Origin of the sequence: Pelagimonas phthalicica (assembly GCF_004364805.1) — a bacterium.
Lineage (GTDB): Bacteria > Pseudomonadota > Alphaproteobacteria > Rhodobacterales > Rhodobacteraceae > Pelagimonas > Pelagimonas phthalicica.
This window is the reverse complement of record NZ_SOAP01000003.1, coordinates 138,963-162,424: the sequence shown is the minus strand read 5'-3', so window position 1 is coordinate 162,424 and position 23,462 is coordinate 138,963. Positions and strand designations below refer to the sequence as shown.

Here is a 23,462-nt window from a genome sequence, read left to right as displayed (position 1 = left end):
GCGCAACAGTTGAGTTAGGCAGACAGGTCCGGCATGGGCAGCAATTGGACCGCAGCAATGCGCCAAAACCCGTCCACCTTTACCATCTTGTAATACAAAGCAAAAACCTGCCCATCCTGGTCTGTGACAATCACTTTCTGCCAGAGATTGCCCTGGATATTGCGCAGGTCGGCAAAATCAACATTCTCTGGCCGCCACACCATTGGATAGCCATTGCGCACCATGGTGCCAAAGTTATCCGGCGTGCCAAATAACTGCTGGATAGACGGGGCGGCATATTGAAAGGCTTGCTCAAAATCATCCAACAGAAATGCGTCGATCTGATTTTGGATCACGCCTTCAATGCCTTTGTCAGGGGCGATGACGTCCTGAGCGGCGGCAAATTGCCCAAAGACACTCAGGGCCAGAACTAAGATGATCTTGCGCATGATCGCTCCTCCTGACCTCAAGCTAGAGCGAACCGCGCAAATTTCAAAACTGCCGTGAAACGAGAAAGGGCGAAATGGCAATCTCTCCCATTTCGCCCCTGTTTTGTACTGATTGGTACTGGCTCAGCCCAGTTCGCCCGCCAGCCCCTTTTCGATCAGCGCCACGGTTTCGCTCACGCCATACAGTGCAATGAACCCGCCAAAGCGAGGGCCTTGGCTTTGACCCAAAAGCACTTCGTAAAGCGCCTTGAACCAGTTGCGCAGCGGGTCAAACCCGTGATCTTTACCAACCGCAAAGACAAGCGTTTGCAGGGCCTCGTCACTGGTTTCCCCGTCATAGGACCGCAAACGATCTGCCAAATCTTCCAAGGCCTTACGCTCTTGCTCATCCGGCGCACGGAAGGTCTTGGTCGGCTTGACGAAATCCTCGTAATACTTGACCGCGAAACCCGCCGCAGCGTCAAGATCCGGGTGGCTTTCCGCCGTCGCATCCGGCGCATAGCGCTGGATAAAGCCCCACATGGCGTCCTTATCCTCGGCTCCCGCCGCCGAAGCCAAGTTCAGTAGCATCGAGAACGGCACAACCATCTTGCTTTCCGGCACATCACCATTGTGGATATGCCAAACCGGGTTGTTCACCTGCGCCTTGGCATCCTGTGTCGGGAAGGCACGCAATTGCTGGTGATATTCGTCCATCGCCTTTGGAATAACGTCGAAATACAGACGCTTAGCCGTTTTCGGCTTTTGATACATAAAGTAGCTCAGGCTTTCGGTGCTGGCATAGGTCAGCCATTCATCAATCGAAATCCCGTTGCCGCTGGACTTGGAAATCTTCTGCCCTTTGTCATCCAGGAACAGCTCATAAGTGAAATGCTCCGGCGCTCGTTGCCCCAACGCCCGGCAGATTCCGTCATAGATCGGCGTATTGGTGCTGTGATCCTTGCCATACATCTCAAAGTCGACACCCAACGCCGCCCAACGCGCGCCAAAGTCCGGCTTCCACTGCAGCTTTACATTGCCGCCGGTGACCGGCAGGGTCCATTCCTTGCCGTCCTCATCGTCAAAGGTGATCTCCCCCTTGGCGGCATCGACGTTTTTCATCGGCACATAAAGTACGCGACCGGTTTCCGGATGGATCGGCAAAAAGATTGAATAAGTCGATGCACGTTCGTCCCGCAGCGACTTCAACATGATCTTCATCACGTCATCATATTTCTCACAGGCACGCAGCAGGATCTCATCAAACTGACCGCTCTTGTAGAACTCCGTGGCCGAGATGAACTCATACTCAAAGCCAAACGTATCCAGGAAACGCCGCAGCATGGCGTTGTTATGATCGCCAAAGCTGTCATGGGTGCCAAAGGGATCGGGCACAGCGGTCAGCGGCTTTTGCAGGTGCTCGGCCAGCATCTCCTGGTTCGGCAGGTTGCCCGGCACTTTGCGCATCCCATCCATATCGTCCGAAAAACAGATCAGACGCGTCGGAATGTCAGAAATCTGCTCAAAGGCGCGACGGATCATCGTCGTGCGTGCCACCTCGCCAAAGGTGCCGATATGCGGCAGGCCTGAGGGGCCATAACCGGTCTCGAACAGCACATAGCCCTTTTCAGGAGGCGTCTTTTCATACCGTTTGAGCAGACGGCGAGCTTCTTCAAAGGGCCAAGCCTTGGTGCTCATTGCCGCATCGCGCAGATCGGACATGGGATTCTCCTGAAATAAAGGTTGCGGCCCGCTTCCTATTGCCCTGTGGGCCTCTCGTCAATAAATTGCGCTGCGACGCCGCATTTTTGAACGGCCCTTTTGAAAGGCAAGGCTAATGACAGACGCCCCTCACCCGCTCAGCCCACAGGATTGCCTTGTGGCCCTGATGATCGCGGTTTCCGCATCGGACGAAAATGTTCGCACGGCGGAATTGGTCAAAATCGATTCGGCGGTCAACAACCTGCCGGTTTTTGCCAGCTATGACGTGGATCGCGTACGTGAAATGTCTGTTCTCGTGTTCGAATTGTTCTCGCAAGAAGACGGGTTAGACGCGCTTTTCGGCATGATCCGCAATGACTTGCCCGAAGTTCTGTTTGAAACGGCTTATGCTTTGGCCTGCGATGTGGCGGCGGCTGATGGCACCCTGCAAGAAACCGAACTGCGCCTTTTAGAAGAAATTCGATACGAACTTGAGATAGATCGCCTGCATGCCGCAGCCATCGAACGCGGTGCTCGGGCACGACATATGTCGCTATAACGTCACAAAACCACAACATTTAGTACAAAACAACCTTGGGTCAGGTATCCCTGACTGACCCGGGGTTAATCTTTTTGTATAGTCCCAACAGGCATTATCGCCACGCTGCTTTGTTTTCTGGAGGGACATTATGAACCGGATTCTCGCATCTATTTTGGCGATCACCATGATGATCGCGCTGCCCGTCGCAAGCCATGCTGCGGCCCTTGTCGCCAAGGTTGATGTTTCGTCGCAAACCATGACCGTCATTCACAATGGCAAGGTTGCCTATCAATGGCCCGTCTCCACGGCGCGCAAAGGCAAGTGGACCCCGCGCGGCAGCTGGAGCGCCAAGTGGTTGTCACGCCACCATAAATCGAGCCTGTATAACAACGCACCGATGCCATATTCGATCTTTTTCAACGGCAATTACGCCATCCACGGCACCAATCAGATCAGCCGTTTGGGCCGCCCGGCCTCTGCTGGCTGCGTGCGCCTGCACCCGGATCACGCCGCGCGCCTGTTCGAACTGACCCGCCGCGTTGGCAAATCCAACATGAAAGTTGTGATCCACAACTGAGCGTTAAGCCGGTCACGACACCGGCTTAGCTGCTATAAACGATCCCCCAACGTTCAATCAGCTCTTGCTGCAAACGTTTTGCCCGGCGGTTCCACTCACGACCTCCGGGCGGTCGCTCTCTCTCGGACTTCTTGAGATTAGCGCGCTTGTCCAGGTTGGCGGCAAAGATGGCAAAGACCAGTTCGGTGCCATCGGGCAGATCCACATACCCGGCCAAGCCACTGACAAAGTTGAGTGTTCCTGTCTTAGCATGCACCGAAAGCGGATGATCCTTGATCACCTTGCGTTGTGCATCCAGCATCTTGAAGGGTTTCAAGAGGGGCTTGAGCTCAGACGTTCCCCGCAATTGGCGCAGCGCTGACATCATATCCCGCGCGGTGATACGGCTTTGCTCACCCAATCCGGAATGATCGACTAAAGCAACCGATGGCAGATCAAAGGATTGTTTTGCCCAAGCGTTCATGACCTGCGCGGATTGTTTAAGCGACTTAACCGGCTTGCCAGACCGCTTTTGACTTGCGGTCATCCCGACAATCTCAGCCGTAAGATTGGTCGACCATTTCAGCATATCCTTGAGGATACTGGCCAGCGGTTTGCTTTGAACCTTTGTGATTTCCGACGCCGTCGGCAAGCTTTCCAAATACTCCGGGGCATCTAGTTTGATACCCTGTGCCCGCGCCAAGCTTTGAAACACTTCGCCTGCGTAAATTCCAGGTTTGCGCACTGGCAACCATCGCGCGCCCCCCTTGCCCAAAGCCCCCTTGGCGACTGTCCAATTGTCCAGCCCACCCTTATCTTCATAGGTATAGACCGGAACGTCGCGCGCGATGACCTGCATTTTGGCAAAGCGCACATCTGGTCGATGTGCTTCGGTGCGGGCCTGCATTGTAACGTCATAGCTGCCATTGGCGCGCCGCCATTCAAAATGCACCCGGTTGTAATTCAGGTTCAGGCCCGAAACCGCGGGGTTATAACCAACATGATCTGGCTGACCTGCGTCGATGCCGCGGATATAGGGCAAAGCCCCGCCGTAAATCTTGAACGCACCTTTGACGCCGGTCACCCCCGCCTGTTTGAGCTGCGCCGCAAGTTTCGCCAATCCATCTGTATCGAGCGTCGGATCCCCGCCACCCGCCAGGATCACATCGCCCTGGACAACACCATTGGAAATCGCACCGGTCGCCAATACCTTTGTTTCAAAACGATAATCCGCGCCCAATACATCCAGCCCATAGGCTGCAGTCAACGCCTTTGCGACGCTGGCAGGCGGTTGGCCCAGAGTTGCGTCACGCTCCTCCAGCAATTTGCCCGTGGACATATCCGCCACGGCAAACCCAACGCGACCGCCAAGTTTGGCCCGTTCGACCAGCACCTCTGCGGGCTTTTGGATTTCGCGCAACAGATCCTTGGATCGGGCCACGGGGCGCAAAGATTGTTCAGGCGCATTGGCCCAAAGCGGCGAAGCCAGGGCCGATGTGGACAGCGCGGACAAACTGCCCAAAAACAAACGTCTTGAAATCAATTTGGTCATGCCATGATCTAAGCTCTAAACCTCCGTTTCGACAACCGGGCAATTTTCATGTTTCTCATGATTTTGTATCCGGTTCCCGGCTCCACGCGCCCGAGTTGCGGATTTCTGAAGAACTGATGTCGCGCATCGGCATATTAACAAAGCACCAGCGCGGAACCGGACCTATTGGTAATAGACGAGACTGTTTCCCGGATAAGCGTGAGGCACGGAACACCCGCGAAGCGACAGAATTGCGCGCTGCGATACGCAAACCGGGGCGTGCAAGAACACCGACGGGCACGGTTTGCATGATGCCGCGCCAGTTGTCCCAGCGGTGAAACTGCGACAGGTTATCGGCCCCCATCAGCCAGACAAAGTGGCAAGCGGGCCATTCCGTTTGCAACGCTTGCAGCGTTTCATGGGTGAACCTGGTTCGGTGGCGCATTTCAAAATCGCTGACACGGATGCGCGGGTGCGTGATCAGGGAACGCGCCGCAGCGATACGCCGCTGCATCTTGGCTGGCGGGTTGGGTTTGAGCGGGTTGCCAGGGCTGACCAACCAGACGACAAGGTCCAAGTCGAACCGTTTCAACGCCTCAAGAGACAAGTGAACATGACCAGCATGAGGGGGGTCGAAGGACCCGCCCAAAATGCCCACCCGCATGCCTGGAGCCAAATGCAGATTTTCCTGCCACTTTGCCAATCTGTCATCCGATTTTGAAAACTTGCCCGCATTGGCATAGGGGGAACGGCACAGGCTTGCAAGAATGGCCGGGGCTGTATCGCCTAGAAATCTTGCCAGATCACGGTGTTGGCGGGCAGTGCTCCGCCGGTACCAGTTGCGCGACGTTGATCAGGCTCGGGTTCGCCCCAATCGTCGAAAAGTTGGATTGAAGCTGGTGCTTTTTCAGTATCAGCCGCGTTGCGCATCTTAAATTGCATTACCAAGGCGCGCAAGTTCACTGCCTTTTCACGCAAGGCCCGGCTGGCCGCCGCGCTTTCGCCGACCATAGCGGCATTTTGCTGTGTCACCTGATCAAGCGAGGTGATGCCATTGTTGATCTCCGATAACCCATCCGCTTGTTCCGTCGCGCCAGTGGCAATTTCTGCGACCCGGTCGGTGACCTGCGTGACGCCTGACAGGATATCCTCAATCGCCGCCCCCATATCTGACACCAGATGCACGCCGTTGCTCACATTGTCGTTGGATTCCTCGATCAACTCGCGAATTTCCGACGCGCTTTGCGACGAGCGCTGTGCCAAGGCGCGTACCTCGGCGGCCACAACTGCAAAACCGCGCCCAACCTCTCCGGCCCGCGCGGCTTCGACACCTGCATTCAGTGACAAAAGGTTGGTTTGAAAGGCAATTTCCTCCATCACCTGGATGATCTGCCCAATCTTCTTGGACGATTGTTCGATCGCGCCCATTGCGGCCACTGCCCGACTGCGCACCGCTTCGCCCTGCTCAGCCTTGTCCCGAGCAACCGCAATGGAGGAAACAATCTCGCGTGCGCCGTTGGCGGTTGCAGTCACGCTCGACGTGATCTCTTCCATCGCGGCTGCGGTTTGTTCCAAAGTAGCAGCCTGGTTTTCAGTCCGCTGAGACAGGTTATCGGCCCCCTCGCTCAGAATCGTGGCATCTTCATCAATCGAAGCCGCGCTTTCGCTCAGCTCCGCAATAATATTGGCCAATGCGTCCACGGTCCGATTGAAATCTCGCCTGAGCTGCTCGTAATCTTCGCCCATCGGTTCGCGAATTTGGCTTTCCAAATCACCCGCGGACAGGTTTCGAAGCCCCCCGCCCAGCTTTTCCATGATCATCGCCATTTCAGCGGCCCAGCTTTCGGTTTCCTGAACAACTTGGCTTCGCTGTTCGAGTTGATCTTTAAGGTTCTGGTAAACGAGTGGGAATTCCTCGTAGGTCGGAGCATCTGCGCCTACCTTGCCGCCATGGGTTCTAATGACATTAACCATGTCAAACCCCAGTTCGTTCACGCTTTCAATTTGCTTCTTACAGCGCAGAAACACACTGACACACATGACGAAAACGACGCCCAACCCGCCCCCAAGCATCACGAAAACGAGCTGCGACACAGGCACCCAGATCAAAGCGCTTGCCAGCACAATTGCCGCCAGCAAGGTTGGCCACAAGGTCAAGAATACCTGCCACAGGGTAAAGCGAATGCTTGCTTTGCTTGGGCCGGTTTCCTTGTGCGCATTTTGCGCCAACAGCATTCGGTTTCTCCGTCAGAATTGCCAGCGTTTTGCCCGGCCTTGCCGAGCATAAGGACAGTTAATCCTTTCAATCAAATTAACCGACATTCACAAATCGCAATCACACCCGATACAGCGCGCGTGACACCGTGATTGCGCCCGCCCGCGCAAACCGCTACTTCGACGGGCAACACAGGATTCTCAGCGGAGCGATGACGATGGCCTCTTACCAGTATGTCTATCACATGGATGGTGTCTCCAAGACCTATCCAGGCGGCAAAAAATGCTTTGAAAACATCCGGCTGAGCTTTCTTCCCGGGGTGAAAATCGGTGTCGTTGGTGTCAACGGTGCTGGTAAATCGACCCTGATGAAGATCATGGCGGGAATCGACAAGGATTTCACCGGCGAAGCCTGGGCCGCAGAAGGTGCCAAAGTCGGCTATCTGCCACAGGAACCGCAGCTTGATGAATCCCTGGATGTGCGCGGCAATGTCATGCTGGGTGTCAAAGCCAAGAAAGACATCCTGGACCGCTATAACGAGCTGGCCATGAACTACAGCGATGAAACCGCTGATGAAATGGCCAAATTGCAGGATGAAATCGACGCGCTGAACCTTTGGGATCTCGACAGTCAAATCGACGTCGCAATGGAGGCTCTGCGCTGCCCGGCCGATGATGCCGATGTTTCGACTCTGTCGGGCGGTGAAAAGCGCCGCGTTGCCCTGTGCAAACTGCTGCTCGAAGCGCCAGACATGCTGCTGCTCGACGAACCGACCAACCACCTCGATGCCGAGACCATCGCTTGGTTGCAAAACCACCTGATAGAATACAAAGGCACCTGCCTGATCATCACCCACGATCGCTATTTCCTGGACGATATCACCGGCTGGATCCTCGAGCTGGATCGCGGTCGCGGCATTCCATACGAAGGCAACTATTCCGCGTGGCTGGAGCAGAAGGCCAAGCGTTTGGAACAGGAAGCGCGCGAAGACAAAGCCAAGCAAAAGACGCTGGAACGCGAATTGGAATGGATGCGTCAGGGGGCCAAAGCCCGCCAGGCGAAATCCAAGGCGCGTATTGCGGCCTATGAGGAAATGGCAGGTCAGTCCGAACGTGAAAAGGTTGGTCGCGCCCAGATCATCATCCCCAATGGTCCGCGCTTGGGCTCTAAGGTGATCGAGGTTGAGAACCTGAAAAAAGCCATGGGTGACAAGCTGTTGATCGAAGATCTAAGCTTTTCCCTGCCCCCCGGCGGTATTGTCGGCGTGATCGGCCCGAACGGCGCAGGTAAGTCGACCCTGTTCAAGATGCTGACTGGAAATGAAACCCCGGATGGCGGCTCGATCGAGTTGGGTGATACGGTGCAGCTGTCCTATGTCGACCAGTCGCGCGACGATCTGGCCGATGGCGATACCGTCTGGGAGGCGATCACCGGTGGGGCCGAGTTGATCAAGCTGGGCGACGCTGAGGTGAATTCGCGCGCTTACTGTTCGTCGTTCAACTTCAAAGGTGGCGACCAACAAAAGCCAGTCAGCAAACTCTCGGGTGGTGAACGCAACCGCGTTCACATGGCGCGCTTGTTGAAATCTGGCGGCAACGTTCTGCTGCTCGACGAACCGACCAACGATTTGGACGTGGAAACCCTGCGTGCGCTCGAAGACGCGCTGACCGACTTTGCCGGGTGTGCCGTTGTCATCTCGCACGACCGTTTCTTCCTCGACCGGATCTGTACCCATATTCTGGCCTTTGAGGGCGAGGCGCATGTGGAATGGTTCGAAGGCAACTTTGAAGATTACGAAGAAGACAAAAAACGTCGCCTAGGCGAGGCTGCTTTGGAACCGACACGGGTCAAGTTCAAGAAATTTGTACGCTAAGAAAGCCGCATCACCAATCCAAAGGGGCGATCTTGGGTCGCCCCTTTTTGGTTGTTCACACCTGCCACACATCCGCGGCAGGTAAGTGAAACATGACTACAAATGTGCTTTGGAACCCTCCATGTTTGATCACAGGAGGACAAGAAAATGACCCTGAAGCACAACCAACCAACCCCGACGAAACCACGCCTGCCCCTGCCCGGCCCACGCGCCCCACAAGCCTTTCGCTACAAAGACTGGGCGTCTCTTTAAACTGTTTTCAACCACCCCATTGGGGATGATAAAGATTTTAACAATCCGAGAAATCGATCTGCTCGGTTTTACGTTTCAAAGAAATACATACTTAAGACCTGACCAATATCTGTGTCTGTATGAAAACGGTCGGTCTCATACTTGCGACGCTCTTTGCATCAGCGTTTTTTAGCGTCACGACAATTGCCTTTATGATGGTCGAAAAAAACCAGGAAGAGGCTGGTTTGGTTTTGGTGGTCGCCTATCCATGGGGGCCCGATGCTTCGGACATCATCACCTCAGCTGGCTTGACAGAGACTTATCCTGTTCGCGCCCCGCTTGGCAGCCTGACCGAAACCGCAAATCCAGATGACTTGGCCCGCCTCAGGTCTCATGGAGCTTGGCTTTTGATGGATGGGAAAAGGGTCGCAGAATTATGCTCGCCAACAACATAACTGGATCGTCGGGGAACGCGAATCTAAAGTTGCAGATATTTGCAAGCTTGACCATGGCACCATGGCCAACGCTCGTCTCGCTTTTCCTGAACCCGGTCATTCCTTGGTGGACGCTGGCGGTTGCAAGCTTGGCAACCGTCTTGCTGACCCTGTCTTCTGTTCGAATGTCGGCCACAATCGCCCCTTTTGTTATCTCTTTCGCCTTGGTCGCGCATTGCGTTTTACTAACCATTTCCTTGACAGGACATGATTGGCAACTCGACTCTCACATGTTGTTTTTTGCCGCGATTGCAATTGCTTCTACACTTTACAACATTCCGGCCTTGCTCTTCTCGGCTGCGGTCATTGCCGTTCATCACCTCAGCCTCAGCTTTCTTGTCCCAACCCTTGTCTACCCCGACGGCGGCACCTTGGCGAATTTAGGAAGAACTGTTGTGCATGCCGTCATTGTTGTCATGGAAACAAGCGTGCTGTTGCTGAATATCCTGGGCAAAAAGGCAGCCGATAAAGAGGCGGAAGATCAACGCCGACAGGCCATGGAACAAGCTGAACTAGCCCAAGATGCGCAAATGGCGGCAATGGATAGCCAAAAACAAACCGAAGAGATTGTCGATATCATTTCAGGCAAGCTTGCGCGATTGGCCGAAGGGGATTTGACATGCCAGATCGGCGACGGCTTTCCGCAATCCCATGCAAAACTGCAAACGGATTTCAACCAAGCGGTTCAGATCCTGCACGACGCGATGGGGGATGTCATCGCCGTGGCGCAAGGCATTCACCGTGGCTCTGGCGCAATTGCTCAGGCGTCGGATCAACTGTCGACCCGAACAGAATCCCAGGCCGCGACGCTGGAGCAAGCGGCAGCAGCTCTGGAAGAATTGACCAACAATGTCAGGTCTGCAGCGGAACGCACCAAAAGCGTCGAGGAAAGCGTACAGTCTGCAAAGGTCGGGGCAGAGCATAGCGGCGAGGTGGTGCAAAACGCCGTCGAAGCCATGACGCAAATCGAAAACAGCGCCAGCCATATCAACCAAATTATTGGTGTTATCGACAACATTGCCTTCCAAACCAACCTCCTGGCCCTCAATGCCGGTGTTGAGGCTGCTCGCGCGGGCGAAGCAGGCAATGGATTTGCCGTTGTCGCCTCAGAAGTGCGCGCGCTCGCACAGCAATCCGCCGAATCTGCCAAGGAGATCAAGACGCTGATCGGCAATAGTACCGAACAAGTGGATCAGGGTGTTGAACTGGTCGGACGGGCAGGCATTGCACTCGCGGATATCGCCAAGCAAATCAACCAGGTTTCCATTCTGATCGGCGACATCAGCGCAAGCACCCACCAGCAATCGTCAAGCCTGAATGAAATCAATGCTGGTGTATCCAACCTTGATCACGTCACACAGAAAAACGCTGCAATGGTGCAAGACTCCAACTCCTCCAGCCACATGTTGGATCGGGATGCGCGGCGATTGACCGAACTGGTTGGGCGTTTCACAATCGACACTGGCGCAGAACTTAAGGCGTCGACCGGGTAAAACGCCGTTTCATTTACCATTTCGGGGCCTCATTAACCTTTCTTAAACCATGAAAGATCAAATTTGCTTGGCATGTAAGCGGAGCAAAGGATTGGGTGCATGGTTGCGCAGGCCTATACGGTGGCGTTTGAGGGTGTTGATGCGCGCCCGGTCGAAGTGCAATGCGCCGTCACGCCCGGCCTACCCGCATTCTCGATTGTCGGCCTTCCAGACAAAGCGGTGTCAGAAGCCCGCGACCGGGTTAGAACGGCGCTGGCTTCGCTTGCTATTGCCCTGCCATCCAAGCGTATCACCATCAACTTATCCCCCGCAGATATGCCAAAAGAGGGGTCGCATTTTGATCTGCCCATCGCCTTGGGCCTTTTGGCAGCGTTGGAAATCGTCCCCAAAGATGCTGTTTCGCAAACCGTCGCTTTGGGCGAACTGTCGCTCGATGGCGGTTTGGTTCCAGTTTTGGGCGCGCTACCCGCCGCCATGTCAGCGGCTGAGGATGATCGAGACCTTTTATGCCCGCATGCGTCCGGATCCGAAGCTGCCTGGGTTGGAGATTGCAAAGTTATTGGAGCCAAATCGCTTCTGGATGTGATCCGGCACTTTTCCGGCCAGGCCATTTTGGAGCCAGCCCAGCCAGGTGAAGTTCGAACAGACGAATCTGTGCGCGACCTGCGCGACGTCAAAGGTCAAGAACGCGCCAAACGCGCGCTTGAGATCGCCGCAGCCGGGCGTCACCATCTGTTTTTGGTCGGCTCACCCGGGTCTGGAAAATCCATGATGGCCGCACGGATGCCAGGCATTTTGCCGCCATTAACGCCGGTTGAGGCATTGGAAACATCCATGATCCATTCGGTCGCGGGCCTGCTTGAGGAAGGCGGCATTTCTCGAGATCGCCCGTTTCGACAGCCGCATCACACGGCCTCGATGGCGGCCATTATCGGTGGTGGACGTGGTGCCAAACCCGGCGAGGTCAGCATGGCGCATAACGGGGTTCTGTTCCTAGACGAATTCCCGGAATTTCCACGTCAGGTGTTGGAAACCCTGCGCCAACCATTGGAAACCGGCGAGGTCATGGTCGCCCGCGCCAATGCCCATATCAACTATCCCTGTCGTTTTCTGCTGATCGCAGCCGCCAACCCGTGCAAATGCGGCTATCTGGCAGATGCGGATCAAGCCTGTTCACGCGCCCCTATCTGTGGCGAAGACTACCTTGGCCGTATTTCCGGGCCTTTGATGGATCGCTTCGACCTAAGGGTTGAAGTGCCACCTGTCGCGGTCACCGATCTTGATCTGGCATGCGAAGGCGAAAGCTCGGCCACGGTCGCTGATCGGGTTGCCGCCGCGCGCGATAGGCAAAGACAACGTTTCAAGGACACCACCAATTTGCGCACCAATGCGGATGCCGAAGGGCAAACCTTGGATGAGATCGCGCAAATTGACAGCGAAAGCAAAGACTTGCTTTTGAAAGCTGCCGACAGGTTCAACCTGTCAGCGCGCGGCTATCACCGTGTGTTGCGCGTTGCGCGCACCATTGCGGATCTGGGCAACAGTGACGACATCCGCCGCCCCCATATTGCCGAAGCGCTGTCTTATCGGCTGGTTTCAACAAAACAATCCTGAACAAATCGCGCAATCTCGCGCAGGCTGGCCCGTGCTTCCGGAATCCAGCCGTCCAGCAAGTGCCAGACATGGGGGGCATCCGGATGCGCATTCACCGTGGCGCTCGCACCAAAACTGCGTAACCGCTCCACCATTCTCAGCGCATCGCTTTGCAAAATTTCCGTCTCGGAATAGTGCATGAAAACGTTGGGTGCGCCCGGAAAACCGGCGTAGAGAGGCGAAATTCTTGGGTCCTTTGGATCCAACCCTTGCAAGACATTTTCTGCCAGGTCTGGAAACCGTTCCGCCGGTAGGATTACATCGCTCTCCTGGTTGGAAATCAGGCTTTCACCACTCATCGTGAAATCAACACAAGGGGACATTACGAAACACCCTGCGGGCAATGTGCCCCGGTGGCACAGCACCGAAAGCACAGCAAGCGCCAGCCCACCGCCAGCCGAATCCCCCCCGATGACGATGTCTTTGGGTTGGAAGCCTTGCTCCAACAGATGATCCCAAGCGGTCAAACAATCATCAAAAGCTGCCGGTGCCGGATTGCTCGGAGCCAGACGGTAATCCGGCGCGCAAACCTCAATCCGGCTCAGGCGCGACAACCGGCCAAGCAAGCCAGAATAAACAGACGGGCTGCCAGCAACATAGCCGCCACCATGGAAATACAGCACGGCCTTGCCCGGGTGGCACTGACCTGAGGCAAACCAGTGCATTTCCCCATCGCGCAGGTAGTGGCGCAAAAAGGGAGGTTTGCGAAAAACCAGATCGGCAATCAGAGCCAAAGTTTTAAGCGCATCCGAAGGATCAGACGTTTTACGAAGCTGCGGTTTGACAAACAACCGCAGCCCTTTGTTGAGCAGTTTAAGCCGCCAGCTTAGCTGCATTTGGCCTCAATCGCCTGCCAAATCTTTTCGGCAACGTTGATACCGTCAAAGCGCTCAAGCTCCTGAATGCCGGTCGGGGAGGTGACGTTGATTTCGGTGAGATAGTCCCCAATCACATCGATACCGACAAAAATCTGGCCCTTTTCCTTGAGGGTCGGACCAATCGCAGCACAGATTTCCAGATCGCGTGGGGTCAGTTCCACCTTTTCCGGGCGGCCACCGACATGCATATTTGACCGCACCTCACCTGCTGCCGGAACGCGGTTAATGGCCCCAACGGGTTCGCCATCGACCAGGATCACCCGTTTGTCACCGGCGGTCACAGCAGGCAGGTATTTCTGCACGATCAGCGGCTCACGAGAGAAACCGGTGAACAACTCGTGCAGCGACGACAAGTTGCGATCCTGCGCGTCCAACTTGAACACCCCGGCCCCGCCATTGCCATAGAGCGGTTTCAGGATCACATCGCCATGGCGGTCCTTGAACTCGCGGATTGTTCGCAAATCGCGGGCGATGGTTGTCGGAGGCGTCAGGTCTGGGAAGTTCAGAACCAGCAGTTTTTCGGGAAAATTGCGCACCCAGAACGGATCATTCACCACCAGGGTCTGCCCGGCCAACCGGTCAAGCAAATGCGTCGTGGTGATATAATGCATATCAAACGGCGGGTCTTGGCGCAGCCAAACCACGTCATAATCGGCCAAATCAACGACCTCTTCAGGTTCCAAAACTGCCGGTTGGTCAGCGACGCGTTGAACCGTAATGCGATGGCCGCGCGCGGTGATGCGCCCTTCGTCAAAGGCCAGTTGATCCGGCCCATAATAGAACAGCTCATGCCCCCGCGCCTGCGCCTCTTCGGCCAAGCGGAAACTGCTATCTGCGTTGATATCGACCCCGGTGATCGGGTCCATCTGAAAGGCGATTTTCATGGTTTTTCCCCAGTGCTTCCCGCCATAAATGGCGCAAGCCCTGCCGGGGTTCAATGGTGCGCGCCCGCTTAATGGCCAAATGCGTTTTCAATCACGCGGATTTCACCCATCCCATTCACCAAGGCCACATCAAACCGAACCTCGGTCAACGACCCGTTGGGTTCAGTTGCCAGAAACTCTTCGGCAGCGGCCTGAAGGCGGAGCATCTGGCGCGCACTCAATCGTTCCGCCGCACGTGCAAAATCGCGACTTTTCTTGACTTCGACAAAGACCAGCCCCTGACCATCGCGCAGGATCAAGTCAACCTCGCCCCCGGCCCCGCGCCAGCGTTTGCAGGCAAGGGGATAGCCACGTCTTTCATAGTCTTGGGCAACGCAATCTTCGGCTGCGACACCCGCATGATACCCGGTTTGCCCCCGAGATTTGCGCGTGCCATCCTTAAGCGTGTCATCTGAACCATCAATCATCGGTTTTCGCCAAGTGCATTGCCATTTGGTAGACCGGGCGCCTTTTGACACCCAGCATTGTCGAAACCGTGTCCGCCGCATCGCGCACCGACATGGTTTCCAAAGCCTTTTCTACCTCCGCTTGGATTAAGTTTTCGCTAACGTTTCCCTTCTCCGCTTTGCCGATCAGCAAAACGATCTCGCCCTTGGCAGGGTGTGTCGCGTAATGCTCGGCCAACTCGCCCAAGGTGCCTTGCCGCGCTTCCTCAAATTTCTTGGTCAACTCGCGGCAGACAGTTGCGGGTCGGTCCGCTCCAAGGGTCGAGGCCGCATCCTTTAACGCCGCGCCCAACCGTTTGGGGGATTCGTAAAAGGCGAGCGTTGCTTGGGTCTCAGCAAGCTCGCTCAAGACTTTTTTGCGCGCGCCGCTGGCATTGGGCAGGAAACCGGCAAACAGGAACCGATCCGTTGGCAGACCCGCAATCGTCAAAGCCGTCACTACGGCTGAGGCCCCCGGAGCCGAGGTGACCAAAGCCCCCTCCTCCCGCGCGGCGCGTGCGAGATCAAAACCGGGGTCGGAAATCATCGGCGTCCCCGCTTCGGAGGCGTAAACGACCGAGCGGCCCGCCGCCAGATCGGCCAAAAGACGCGGACGCGCCTTGTTCCCGTTATGGTCGTGATAGGCGATCATTGGCCGGCCATTGACGGCGATTCCGTGAATCTCCATCAGGCGGCGCAAACTGCGGGTGTCCTCTGCTGCCAGAACATCAGCGGTGGCCAAAAGATCCAGCGTACGCAAGGTGATATCGCGGGCATTGCCAATGGGCGTTGCGACCAAATAGAGGCCAGGTGTGGGTTTTTGAGGCCCAAACCGCGTATTTTCCCCGTCAATTTCGACGCGATCCCCCGCCTTGTCCCGATTCATAACTGGACCCTTTTCCCTGCTCGTTTATATTCGCGATCAAGTTCGCGCGGACTGGACCCCGCGCCCGACAACGAGGGAGTTCACCGTCCATGTTTGCTGTTTTATCCCCCTTGCGCAAGGCATTGCGCCCCGCCGCTGGCCTTGTCACGGCATTGGCCCTGTCCGCCTGTGACCCCTCCGCAATTGGCGGCTTGGGCGTCGGCGGCGGCAATTCCGGCCCCAAAATCGACCCCAATAAGCCAATTCAAGTCGCATTGTTGTTGCCAAAATCCGACGCCCAGGCTGCCTCCGTCGCCAAATCCCTCGAGCAAGCGGCGCGCATGGCTGTCGAAGAGCTCAGCGGCGCGAAAATTGAACTGAAAACGTATGATACCTCTGGTGCTGCCTCGACCGCTGCCGCGCAGGCGCAGCGCGCTGTCGACGAAGGGGCTAAGATCATTCTTGGGCCATTGCGCGCCGACGCAGTAAATGGCGCGGGCTTGGCTGTCGCCGACGAAGGCATCAATGTCCTTGGGTTCTCCAACAATCCATCGATTGCAGGCGGCAATGTTTTCCTCTTGGGGCCAACCTTTAACAACACCGCTGACCGCCTGATGGCGCATGCACGCAAAAACGGTAAGAAAAGCATCGTTATTATCTATTCCGATGACATTTCTGGACAGTTTGGACGTTCAGCGATTGAGCTGGCCGCGTCCAAGAACGGCATCCGCGTCGTTTCCTCCGAGGGGTATTCTTTGTCGGTTGAAGGCGTGACTGCGACCGCAAAAGCGGCGGCAGCGGCTGTTGCTGCCGGCGATGCGGATTCGATCTTTATCACGACCGAGGCCAACAATGCCGCGATGCCGATGCTTCTTAATCAGCTTCCAGCCAATGGTGTCGCGCCCGATCAGGTCCAATATGTTGGCTTGACCCGGTTTGACATCCGCCCTGATCTGTTCAACCTGCCAGGGGCCGAAGGTGTTTGGTTTGCCTTGCCTGACCAATCATCGCAAACCGCGTTCGCAAACCGCTTTGCCGCAAAATATGGTGAGGCCCCTCACCCGCTTGCCGGGCTGGCCTATGACGGGATCTCGGCCATTGCGACACTGGCGCAACAAGGCAGGGGCGACGCTTTGACCGCCAAGGCTTTGACCCGCGGCACTGGCTTTAATGGGACCGGGGGTGTATTCCGCCTGACAGCGGATGGCACCAATCAACGGGCGCTGTCTGTGGCAACGATCAAAGACAATCAGATGGTGATCCTTGACCCAGCCCCGAAAAGCTTCTCTGGCGCAGGCTTCTGACGTCAAAACGCAAGACCAGATGCCGGACGACCTGATCGCTCCGGCATCCGAGATTTTCGACCTACCCGGACTGCGCGCCAAGCTGTTTGACAGCTTTCCTGAGGGGGCCAAGGAATCCGAGATCCGCAAGATCACTGTCGCCACACTGGCCGAAGCGCGAGACACAGGGCGCAAAGTGATTGCCGAGGCGCTGGCAGCAGAACCCTTTGGGGCCCGCCGCACCACCCGCTCTTACACATGGTTGACCGATGGCATGGTGCGCCTGACCTTTGAGGTCGCGACCACCATTCTGCACCGGCTGAACGCACCGACCGAGGGCGAACGCTTGTCCGTCATTGCTGTTGGTGGCTATGGACGTGGGGAAATGGCCCCGTTTTCCGATGTCGATCTGCTTTTCCTGACGCCCTATAAAATCACCGCCTGGGCCGAAAGCGTGATCGAATCCATGCTGTACATTCTGTGGGACCTCAAGATGAAGGTCGGCCACAGTTCCCGCACGGTCAAAGACTGTATCCGCCTTGGTGGCGAGGATATGACCATCCGAACCGCGATGCTGGAACATCGTTTCCTGATTGGCGATGTCGCGCTCGCGCAAGAGCTGGACGAAAAGCTTCTCAAGGATCTGTTCACCGGGACCGAGCGCGAATTTGTCGAAGCAAAACTGTCAGAACGCGATGCCCGGCATGAAAAGCAAGGCCAGCGTTATATGGTCGAACCCAATGTCAAAGAGGGCAAAGGCGGGCTGCGCGACCTGCAATCCCTGTATTGGATCGCCAAATATGTTCATCACACAGATGACACGGCTGAGCTGGTGAAATTGGGGGTTTTCCACCCTGAGGAATACGAAACCTTTGTTCAGGCCGAACGCTTTCTTTGGGGCGCGCGTTGTCACCTGCATCTGGCTGCCGGTCGCCCCGTCGAACAGCTTAGCTTTGACATGCAGGTCGAGGTGGCCGAGCGGATGGGCTACACTGACAAGGGCGGGCGCCGTGCAGTGGAATGGTTCATGCAGGACTTTTTCCGCCATGCCACATCCGTTGGTGACCTGACCCGCATCTTCCTGACGTCTTTGGAGGCGGACCACAAAAAAGCCGCGCCATTGTTGGAGCGGATCTTTAAGCGCAAACCGCGGGTAAAAGCGGGCTATGAGGTTATCCATAACCGCCTGGCCATCGCGGATAACGAGGCGTTTCTCACGGATAAACTGAACCTGCTACGCCTCTTTGAAGAGGGGTTGCGCACCGGGCTACTGCTGCATCCTGATGCGATGCGTTTGGTCACCAACAACCTGCATCTCATCGACAAGGAAATGCGCGAGAACAAGGATGCGCAAAAGCTGTTCCTTGATCTGATGCTCAAACATGGCAACCCAGAACGCGCCTTGCGGCGTATGAACGAGTTGGGGGTGCTGTCGGCCTTCATGCCGGAATTTGCGCCCATCGTGGCGATGATGCAGTTCAATATGTATCATCACTACACCGTGGACGAACACACGATCCAGGTGATCAAGAACCTGGCGATGATCGAACGCGGCGAGGTGGGCGAAGAGCTTCCCGTGTCGACAGAGATCATCGAAACCGGGATCAACCGCCGTGTCATTTACGTCGCCCTCTTGTTGCATGACATTGGCAAGGGGCGCGACGAGGATCATTCGGTCCTGGGGGCCAAGATCGCGCGCAAGGTCGCGCCGCGTCTGGGGCTGAACAAGAAAGAATGCGAAACCGTCGAATGGCTGGTGCGCTATCACCTGTTGATGTCGGATATGGCGCAGAAACGCGATATTGCTGATCCACGTACGGTGCGTGACTTTGCCAAGGCCGTGCAAACGGTCGAACGCCTGGATTTGCTTTGCGTCTTGACGGTTTGCGACATTCGCGGCGTTGGCCCGGATACCTGGAACAACTGGAAAGCCGCCCTGATCCGTGCACTGTACCGGCAAACCCGTCGCGCGCTCGAAGGTGGCATGGAGGCTCTCAACCGCGAGAACCGCGGCACCGAAGCCAAAAAACTGCTGCGCGAACGTCTGCCGGATTGGTCACAATCGGACCTGCGCCGCGAAACCGGGCGCCATTACCCACCCTATTGGCAGGGTTTGCACGTCACCGCCCATGCAATCTTTGCCGAATTGCTGCGTGATATCGAGGTGGACGAGATCAAGATCGACATCCACCCGGACGAAGACCGCGATGCTACGCGGGTCTGCTTTGCCATCGCAGATCACCCCGGCATTTTCTCCCGATTGACCGGGGCTTTGGCACTGGTGGGGGCCAACGTGGTCGACGCGCGCACCTTTACCACCAAAGACGGCTATGCCACGGCGGCCTTCTGGATTCAGGACAGCGATGGCGCGCCATATGAAACCGCGCGCATTCCACGTCTCAAGGATATGATCCGCAAGACCTTGATGGGCGAAGTGGTGGCACGCGAGGCGATCAAATCCAAGGATAAGATCAAGAAACGCGAACGCGCCTTTAAGGTTCCGACCTCGATCACCTTTGACAACGAGGGCTCGGATATCTTTACCATCATCGAGGTGGATACCCGCGATCGGCCCGGCCTGCTCTTTGACCTGGCGCGCACCATGGCCAACGCCAATGTCTATATCGTCTCGGCGGTTATCGCGACCTATGGCGAACAGGTCGTTGATACCTTCTATGTTAAAGACATGTTTGGTCTGAAATTCTATTCAGACAGCAAGCAAAAGTCGCTTGAGAAGAAACTGCGTGAAGCGATCACCGAAGGGGTCCGGCAGGCCAATAGCTGACCTTTTGCCCTTTCGCGACAATATCAAAAACTGAGTGGCGACTGATCCAGATTATCTGGTCAGCGCCCTTGCTTGCCTAAACGACAACAGTTTGCGGCTTTGTTCGTCCCACAGGTGAAGGCGTACAGAGGCAAAGCTTTCCCGGATGGTCATGCGATTGGCCTGCGCCAACTCGGCATGATCCTTCAGCACCTCGGGCAAGCGGTAAAACGGGATCCGGCTGTAGAGGTGGTGCACATGATGAATGCCAATATTGGCGCTCAGCCATTGCAGGACCTTGGGCATCACGTAATAGGAACTGCCGTGCAGGGCGGAATTATGCAGGTCCCATTCTTCTTCCTCGTCCCAATGGGCGTGCTCGAACTGATGTTGGACATAGAACAACCACATCCCGATGGTGGCCGCCATCAGTGTAGAGGGCACAAAGATCAACAGGATCGGAGCCCAACCACCCAACAGATAAATCGCCACCAGCACCAAGGCCAGTACCAAGTTGGTCAGCATGGCACTGTACCAATATTTGCGGATCTTCATCAGGCCAAGTGGAACGCGGTTCTGAAGGAAAAAGATATAGATCGGCCCCAGTCCGAACAGGATCACCGGGTTACGATAAAGCCGATACATTTGCTGGCCAAACCATCCTTGGGCCTCAAACTCGGACACTGTCATGGTGTGGATATCCCCAATGCCACGCCGTCCAAGATTACCAGCGGAACTATGGTGGATCGAATGGGTCCGCCGCCAGACCGCATAAGGCGTCAGCGTCACAACACCCAAAACCCGGCCCAACCAATCGCATGCATCTCGACTGGCAAAAAAGGAGCCGTGGCCACAATCATGCTGGATGGTGAAGAGACGCACCAGAAACACGCCATTGGCCAAAGAAATCACAAAAGCCAACAGATAGCTGACCGACAAGGCCCACCAGGCCAATCCCCACAAAACCAAGAATGGCGCAGCGGTTGCGAAGACTTCGAACCAGCTCTGTTTCCAGTTCGGATCGCGATATGCTGCCAAGACTTTGACCCAATCGCGCGGGTCACGGATATCGGACGCGACATCCGAAGGGATAGGTTGTTGGGTCATGCGCCTGTTCTGCTGCCAAAAGCTTTCAGCCTAGATAACGAAATGCCCGACTATCGCAACGTCATTCTTACTTTTGGTCATGCAAAGCACCGTATTTTAGGGCTTTGCGGATAATCGCCTAGGCTTTTTCAGAGCGGAACAGGGCCCAAATTACGGTACCGACATAGGCCAGGCACAAGATCATCAGTGTCAGCCACGCATAGGTCAGAAAGGCGGCAAATACGATGGACAGCGCAAAGAAGAAGTATTTCAGGTTGCTCCGCGAAATCTTGGTTGCCTTGAACGACCAGGTCGGAATCTGACTGACCAAGAGCAAGCCAATGCAGATGACATATAGGCAGAGCACCAGACCGGGCAGGCCCGTGCTTTCGGGAAAGGCAAAGCTCCAATAGAGCGGTACCATGACCAAAAGCGCCCCTGCCGGGGACGGCACCCCGACGAAATAGGCGCTGGAGCTTTCGGCGTCTGAGGATTTGATGCCCACGTTAAAGCGCGCCAGACGCATGACGCAGCACATGGCAAAGACCAAGGCTGCGAACCAGCCGATCCCGCGCACATCGTCCAGCGCCCAGAAATACAGGATCAGGGGCGGTGCGACACCGAAGTTCAGGAAATCGCCCAAGGAATCCAGCTCCGCGCCCAGTTCGCTGTCACTGCCAAGGGCGCGCGCCAAGCGCCCGTCCAAACCATCCAGAATACCGGCGACAAGGATCAGTTTGACCGCCAGCAGGAAATTCCCCTGCGCGCCCAATCGGATCGCCGTCAAGCCCGCACAAATCGCCGCAATCGTCAGCGCGTTTGGCAACAGCTGGATCAGAGAAAATTCGCGTTCTGGTTTATCACTTGGTTCAGACATTATTCGATATGACCAATATCAGCCCTGCGCCGTCAAGTCGGCCAGTACGGTTTCACCTGCAATCATTGTCTGGCCAATCTTGACCATGGGTTGCACACCATCGGGCAAATACACATCCAGGCGCGACCCAAAACGGATCAGGCCAAAACGCTCACCCGTGCGCAATTTCGAACCCGGTTCGACCCACCAGACGATGCGGCGCGCCACGAGACCAGCGATTTGAACCACGGCCAAATCGCGGCCGTCTTCCATTTCGATGCGCAGGCTGTTGCGCTCATTGTCCTTGCTGGCTTTGTCCAGCGAGGCATTAAAGAATTTGCCAGGGCGATAGGCCACCGCCTTGATTTCGCCCGCGATTGGCGTCCGGTTCACGTGACAGTTAAACACGCTCATGAACACGCTGACGCGTGTCAAAGGCTCATCCGCCATGCCAAGTTCCGCCGGGGGAACAGCCTTTTCAATCAGGGACACCACGCCATCCGCCGGGCTGATGATCAGACCGGGGCGATCTGGGGTGACACGCTCTGGATCGCGGAAAAAGTAGTAACACCAAACCGTTAGCCCAACACCAATCCACCCCAAAGGTTGCCAGATCAGGAACAGAACCAAGGTAATCGCCGCGAAAATGGCGACAAATTTGATCCCTTCCGGGTGCATCGGTTTGATGAACGTATCCCGCATACGCATGGGCTTCACTCTCCTGAGACGCTGATTGCCCGTGTCTGCAAGGCTTCTTGCCCAAGCGCAAGGGGGCATAGAGTCAATTTGAACGGTTTCCCGTGTTGCATGACGGGTTTCCAAACCAGTTCTCAACAAATTTGGCGGATATTTTCGTCGAGCAGAAGCGATGAGGGGCAGAATGCACCGTATTTGGGCGATGGTCCTGTTGGGCCTTTGGATGGGGTTTGGAAATATCGTGGCGGCGCAACACCTCCCGATGGAGGGGCGACCACCCTTGCTGGTAGATCGTCAACCAATGTTCGGCGGCCCCGGGGCAAAATCACCCACCACCAATGGCAACGGTAGTTTATTTGCGGGCCAAGGGGCTGGATCAATGCTCGCCCCTTACCCTGCGCGGCAAAAACCCCTACGCAGCAAGCCCGCTGCAACGGTTGCCCGGTTTTCGGCACTGCCGCTGGGCACAACGCCTTTGGCACGGATACGTCATCTGATTGCCTCTGCCGAGGCTGGGTCCAAAGGGTATGACGCGGTGCAATACGCCGCTAAACGCCTACCGCCCAAGCCTCCGACACAACTGACAGTGCTGGAGATCTATCAATGGATCAAGGACACGCCTGGCCAGCAACACGCCATCGGGCGCTACCAATTCATCCCAGCGACATTGAAACGACTGGTGCAAAAGAAGGGGGTCAGCCTGAACACGCGCTTTGATGCGCGGCTTCAGGATGCCCTTGCCGATATCCTTTTGGCCGAGGCTGGCGTGCATCAGATGATGGCCGGTAAAATGCCGCGCAAGACCTTTATGCATAACCTGGCCAAGATCTGGGCTGGGCTGCCCACGGCCTCGGGTCACTCCTATTACAAAGGGGTCGCCGGGAACAAAGCCACCATGACCTGGGCGCATTTTGATCGCGAGATGAAGCGGATTTTCCCCGGTTAACGCCTCGCCCGTTTACGCATCCCG

At 56.1% G+C, this 23,462-nt stretch carries 21 protein-coding genes; 9 read left to right on the top strand and 12 right to left on the bottom strand.

Annotation, left to right across the window (positions count from 1 at the left end; translation table 11 throughout):
- Positions 1 to 14: 14 nt before the first annotated feature.
- Both CLV87_RS18910 and CLV87_RS18905 read right to left on the bottom strand, forming a co-directional pair.
- Positions 15 to 428 carry a DUF4864 domain-containing protein gene (locus tag CLV87_RS18910; protein ID WP_099248673.1) on the bottom strand — a complete coding sequence of 138 codons (414 nt, stop codon included), beginning with the start codon at positions 426 to 428 and terminating at the stop codon, positions 15 to 17.
- A 123-nt stretch (positions 429 to 551) separates the two neighbouring features.
- Complete coding sequence (locus CLV87_RS18905; RefSeq protein WP_099248671.1) at positions 552 to 2,129, bottom strand: lysine--tRNA ligase; 1,578 nt, start codon at positions 2,127 to 2,129, stop codon at positions 552 to 554.
- A gap of 115 nt (positions 2,130 to 2,244) precedes the next feature.
- Between CLV87_RS18905 and CLV87_RS18900 the strand changes: the two genes are divergently transcribed.
- Positions 2,245 to 2,667, top strand: coding sequence for a tellurite resistance TerB family protein (locus CLV87_RS18900; RefSeq protein ID WP_099248669.1), 423 nt, complete (start codon positions 2,245 to 2,247; stop codon positions 2,665 to 2,667).
- Positions 2,668 to 2,797: 130 nt separating this feature from the next.
- Positions 2,798 to 3,226, top strand: coding sequence for a L,D-transpeptidase (locus tag CLV87_RS18895; protein WP_099248667.1), 429 nt, complete (start codon positions 2,798 to 2,800; stop codon positions 3,224 to 3,226).
- A gap of 25 nt (positions 3,227 to 3,251) precedes the next feature.
- On the opposite strand, the gene dacB is transcribed toward CLV87_RS18895, so the two are convergent.
- The 3 genes from dacB to CLV87_RS18880 form a co-directional block, all read right to left on the bottom strand.
- The gene (gene dacB, locus CLV87_RS18890) at positions 3,252 to 4,757 is read right to left on the bottom strand and encodes a D-alanyl-D-alanine carboxypeptidase/D-alanyl-D-alanine endopeptidase (RefSeq protein ID WP_099248665.1); all 1,506 of its coding nucleotides are present in this window, start codon (positions 4,755 to 4,757) and stop codon (positions 3,252 to 3,254) included.
- Positions 4,758 to 4,812: 55 nt separating this feature from the next.
- Complete coding sequence (locus CLV87_RS18885) at positions 4,813 to 5,439, bottom strand: nicotinate-nucleotide adenylyltransferase (protein ID WP_255301753.1); 627 nt, start codon at positions 5,437 to 5,439, stop codon at positions 4,813 to 4,815.
- Positions 5,440 to 5,522: 83 nt separating this feature from the next.
- The gene (locus CLV87_RS18880) at positions 5,523 to 6,971 is read right to left on the bottom strand and encodes a methyl-accepting chemotaxis protein (RefSeq protein ID WP_099248661.1); all 1,449 of its coding nucleotides are present in this window, start codon (positions 6,969 to 6,971) and stop codon (positions 5,523 to 5,525) included.
- A 197-nt stretch (positions 6,972 to 7,168) separates the two neighbouring features.
- Here CLV87_RS18880 and ettA point away from each other — a divergent pair, with 197 nt between their 5' ends.
- The 4 genes from ettA (at position 7,169) to CLV87_RS18860 (ending at position 12,656) form a co-directional block, all read left to right on the top strand.
- The gene (gene ettA, locus CLV87_RS18875; protein ID WP_099249338.1) at positions 7,169 to 8,824 is read left to right on the top strand and encodes an energy-dependent translational throttle protein EttA; all 1,656 of its coding nucleotides are present in this window, start codon (positions 7,169 to 7,171) and stop codon (positions 8,822 to 8,824) included.
- A gap of 371 nt (positions 8,825 to 9,195) precedes the next feature.
- The gene (locus CLV87_RS18870; protein WP_133840846.1) at positions 9,196 to 9,510 is read left to right on the top strand and encodes a hypothetical protein; all 315 of its coding nucleotides are present in this window, start codon (positions 9,196 to 9,198) and stop codon (positions 9,508 to 9,510) included.
- Positions 9,511 to 9,563: 53 nt separating this feature from the next.
- Complete coding sequence (locus CLV87_RS18865) at positions 9,564 to 11,042, top strand: methyl-accepting chemotaxis protein (protein ID WP_166652795.1); 1,479 nt, start codon at positions 9,564 to 9,566, stop codon at positions 11,040 to 11,042.
- Positions 11,043 to 11,141: 99 nt separating this feature from the next.
- Entirely contained in the window at positions 11,142 to 12,656 is a 1,515-nt protein-coding gene (locus CLV87_RS18860; RefSeq protein ID WP_099248654.1) for a YifB family Mg chelatase-like AAA ATPase, read from the top strand.
- On the opposite strand, the gene CLV87_RS18855 is transcribed toward CLV87_RS18860, so the two are convergent.
- From CLV87_RS18855 to rsmI, 4 genes are all read right to left on the bottom strand, one after another.
- Complete coding sequence (locus CLV87_RS18855; RefSeq protein WP_099248652.1) at positions 12,626 to 13,531, bottom strand: alpha/beta hydrolase; 906 nt, start codon at positions 13,529 to 13,531, stop codon at positions 12,626 to 12,628. The two genes, CLV87_RS18860 and CLV87_RS18855, sit on opposite strands and share 31 nt — an antisense overlap.
- Positions 13,522 to 14,457 (bottom strand): glutathione synthase, encoded by a 936-nt coding sequence (gene gshB, locus CLV87_RS18850; RefSeq protein WP_099248650.1) that lies wholly within the window; start codon positions 14,455 to 14,457, stop codon positions 13,522 to 13,524. Before gshB ends, CLV87_RS18855 begins: the two co-directional genes overlap by 10 nt.
- Positions 14,458 to 14,525: 68 nt before the next feature.
- A complete protein-coding gene (locus CLV87_RS18845) occupies positions 14,526 to 14,924 on the bottom strand; it encodes a YraN family protein (RefSeq protein ID WP_099248648.1) in 399 nt (132 codons plus the stop codon).
- Positions 14,917 to 15,828, bottom strand: coding sequence for a 16S rRNA (cytidine(1402)-2'-O)-methyltransferase (rsmI, locus tag CLV87_RS18840; protein ID WP_099248646.1), 912 nt, complete (start codon positions 15,826 to 15,828; stop codon positions 14,917 to 14,919). Before rsmI ends, CLV87_RS18845 begins: the two co-directional genes overlap by 8 nt.
- Before the next feature lie 89 nt (positions 15,829 to 15,917).
- Between rsmI and CLV87_RS18835 the strand changes: the two genes are divergently transcribed.
- Complete coding sequence (locus CLV87_RS18835) at positions 15,918 to 17,111, top strand: penicillin-binding protein activator (protein WP_099248644.1); 1,194 nt, start codon at positions 15,918 to 15,920, stop codon at positions 17,109 to 17,111.
- Positions 17,071 to 19,875, top strand: a complete 2,805-nt coding sequence (locus tag CLV87_RS18830; RefSeq protein WP_099248642.1) for a [protein-PII] uridylyltransferase — start codon at positions 17,071 to 17,073, stop codon at positions 19,873 to 19,875. The genes CLV87_RS18835 and CLV87_RS18830 overlap by 41 nt, the downstream gene beginning before the upstream one ends.
- A 51-nt stretch (positions 19,876 to 19,926) precedes the next feature.
- Here the strand turns inward: CLV87_RS18830 and CLV87_RS18825 are convergent, their stop codons facing one another.
- The 3 genes from CLV87_RS18825 to CLV87_RS18815 form a co-directional block, all read right to left on the bottom strand.
- Positions 19,927 to 20,961 (bottom strand): fatty acid desaturase, encoded by a 1,035-nt coding sequence (locus CLV87_RS18825; protein ID WP_099248640.1) that lies wholly within the window; start codon positions 20,959 to 20,961, stop codon positions 19,927 to 19,929.
- Between the two features lie 118 nt (positions 20,962 to 21,079).
- Entirely contained in the window at positions 21,080 to 21,817 is a 738-nt protein-coding gene (locus CLV87_RS18820) for a CDP-alcohol phosphatidyltransferase family protein (RefSeq protein ID WP_099248638.1), read from the bottom strand.
- Positions 21,818 to 21,835: 18 nt separating this feature from the next.
- A complete protein-coding gene (locus CLV87_RS18815) occupies positions 21,836 to 22,504 on the bottom strand; it encodes a phosphatidylserine decarboxylase (RefSeq protein ID WP_099248636.1) in 669 nt (222 codons plus the stop codon).
- A 367-nt stretch (positions 22,505 to 22,871) separates the two neighbouring features.
- On the opposite strand from CLV87_RS18815, the gene CLV87_RS18810 reads away from it, so the two are divergent.
- Positions 22,872 to 23,438 (top strand): lysozyme family protein, encoded by a 567-nt coding sequence (locus tag CLV87_RS18810; protein ID WP_235871994.1) that lies wholly within the window; start codon positions 22,872 to 22,874, stop codon positions 23,436 to 23,438.
- The last annotated feature ends 24 nt before the right edge of the window (positions 23,439 to 23,462 follow it).

Coding starts and splice junctions, on each gene's coding strand:
- CLV87_RS18910 (WP_099248673.1), bottom strand. CDS start 428: ATGCGCAAGATCATCTTAGTTCTGGCCCTGAGTGTCTTTGGGCAATTT.
- CLV87_RS18905 (WP_099248671.1), bottom strand. CDS start 2,129: ATGTCCGATCTGCGCGATGCGGCAATGAGCACCAAGGCTTGGCCCTTT.
- CLV87_RS18900 (WP_099248669.1), top strand. CDS start 2,245: ATGACAGACGCCCCTCACCCGCTCAGCCCACAGGATTGCCTTGTGGCC.
- CLV87_RS18895 (WP_099248667.1), top strand. CDS start 2,798: ATGAACCGGATTCTCGCATCTATTTTGGCGATCACCATGATGATCGCG.
- dacB (WP_099248665.1), bottom strand. CDS start 4,757: ATGACCAAATTGATTTCAAGACGTTTGTTTTTGGGCAGTTTGTCCGCG.
- CLV87_RS18880 (WP_099248661.1), bottom strand. CDS start 6,971: ATGCTGTTGGCGCAAAATGCGCACAAGGAAACCGGCCCAAGCAAAGCA.
- ettA (WP_099249338.1), top strand. CDS start 7,169: ATGGCCTCTTACCAGTATGTCTATCACATGGATGGTGTCTCCAAGACC.
- CLV87_RS18870 (WP_133840846.1), top strand. CDS start 9,196: ATGAAAACGGTCGGTCTCATACTTGCGACGCTCTTTGCATCAGCGTTT.
- CLV87_RS18865 (WP_166652795.1), top strand. CDS start 9,564: ATGGCACCATGGCCAACGCTCGTCTCGCTTTTCCTGAACCCGGTCATT.
- CLV87_RS18860 (WP_099248654.1), top strand. CDS start 11,142: ATGGTTGCGCAGGCCTATACGGTGGCGTTTGAGGGTGTTGATGCGCGC.
- CLV87_RS18855 (WP_099248652.1), bottom strand. CDS start 13,531: ATGCAGCTAAGCTGGCGGCTTAAACTGCTCAACAAAGGGCTGCGGTTG.
- gshB (WP_099248650.1), bottom strand. CDS start 14,457: ATGAAAATCGCCTTTCAGATGGACCCGATCACCGGGGTCGATATCAAC.
- CLV87_RS18845 (WP_099248648.1), bottom strand. CDS start 14,924: ATGATTGATGGTTCAGATGACACGCTTAAGGATGGCACGCGCAAATCT.
- rsmI (WP_099248646.1), bottom strand. CDS start 15,828: ATGAATCGGGACAAGGCGGGGGATCGCGTCGAAATTGACGGGGAAAAT.
- CLV87_RS18835 (WP_099248644.1), top strand. CDS start 15,918: ATGTTTGCTGTTTTATCCCCCTTGCGCAAGGCATTGCGCCCCGCCGCT.
- CLV87_RS18825 (WP_099248640.1), bottom strand. CDS start 20,961: ATGACCCAACAACCTATCCCTTCGGATGTCGCGTCCGATATCCGTGAC.
- CLV87_RS18820 (WP_099248638.1), bottom strand. CDS start 21,817: ATGTCTGAACCAAGTGATAAACCAGAACGCGAATTTTCTCTGATCCAG.
- CLV87_RS18815 (WP_099248636.1), bottom strand. CDS start 22,504: ATGCGTATGCGGGATACGTTCATCAAACCGATGCACCCGGAAGGGATC.
- CLV87_RS18810 (WP_235871994.1), top strand. CDS start 22,872: ATGCTCGCCCCTTACCCTGCGCGGCAAAAACCCCTACGCAGCAAGCCC.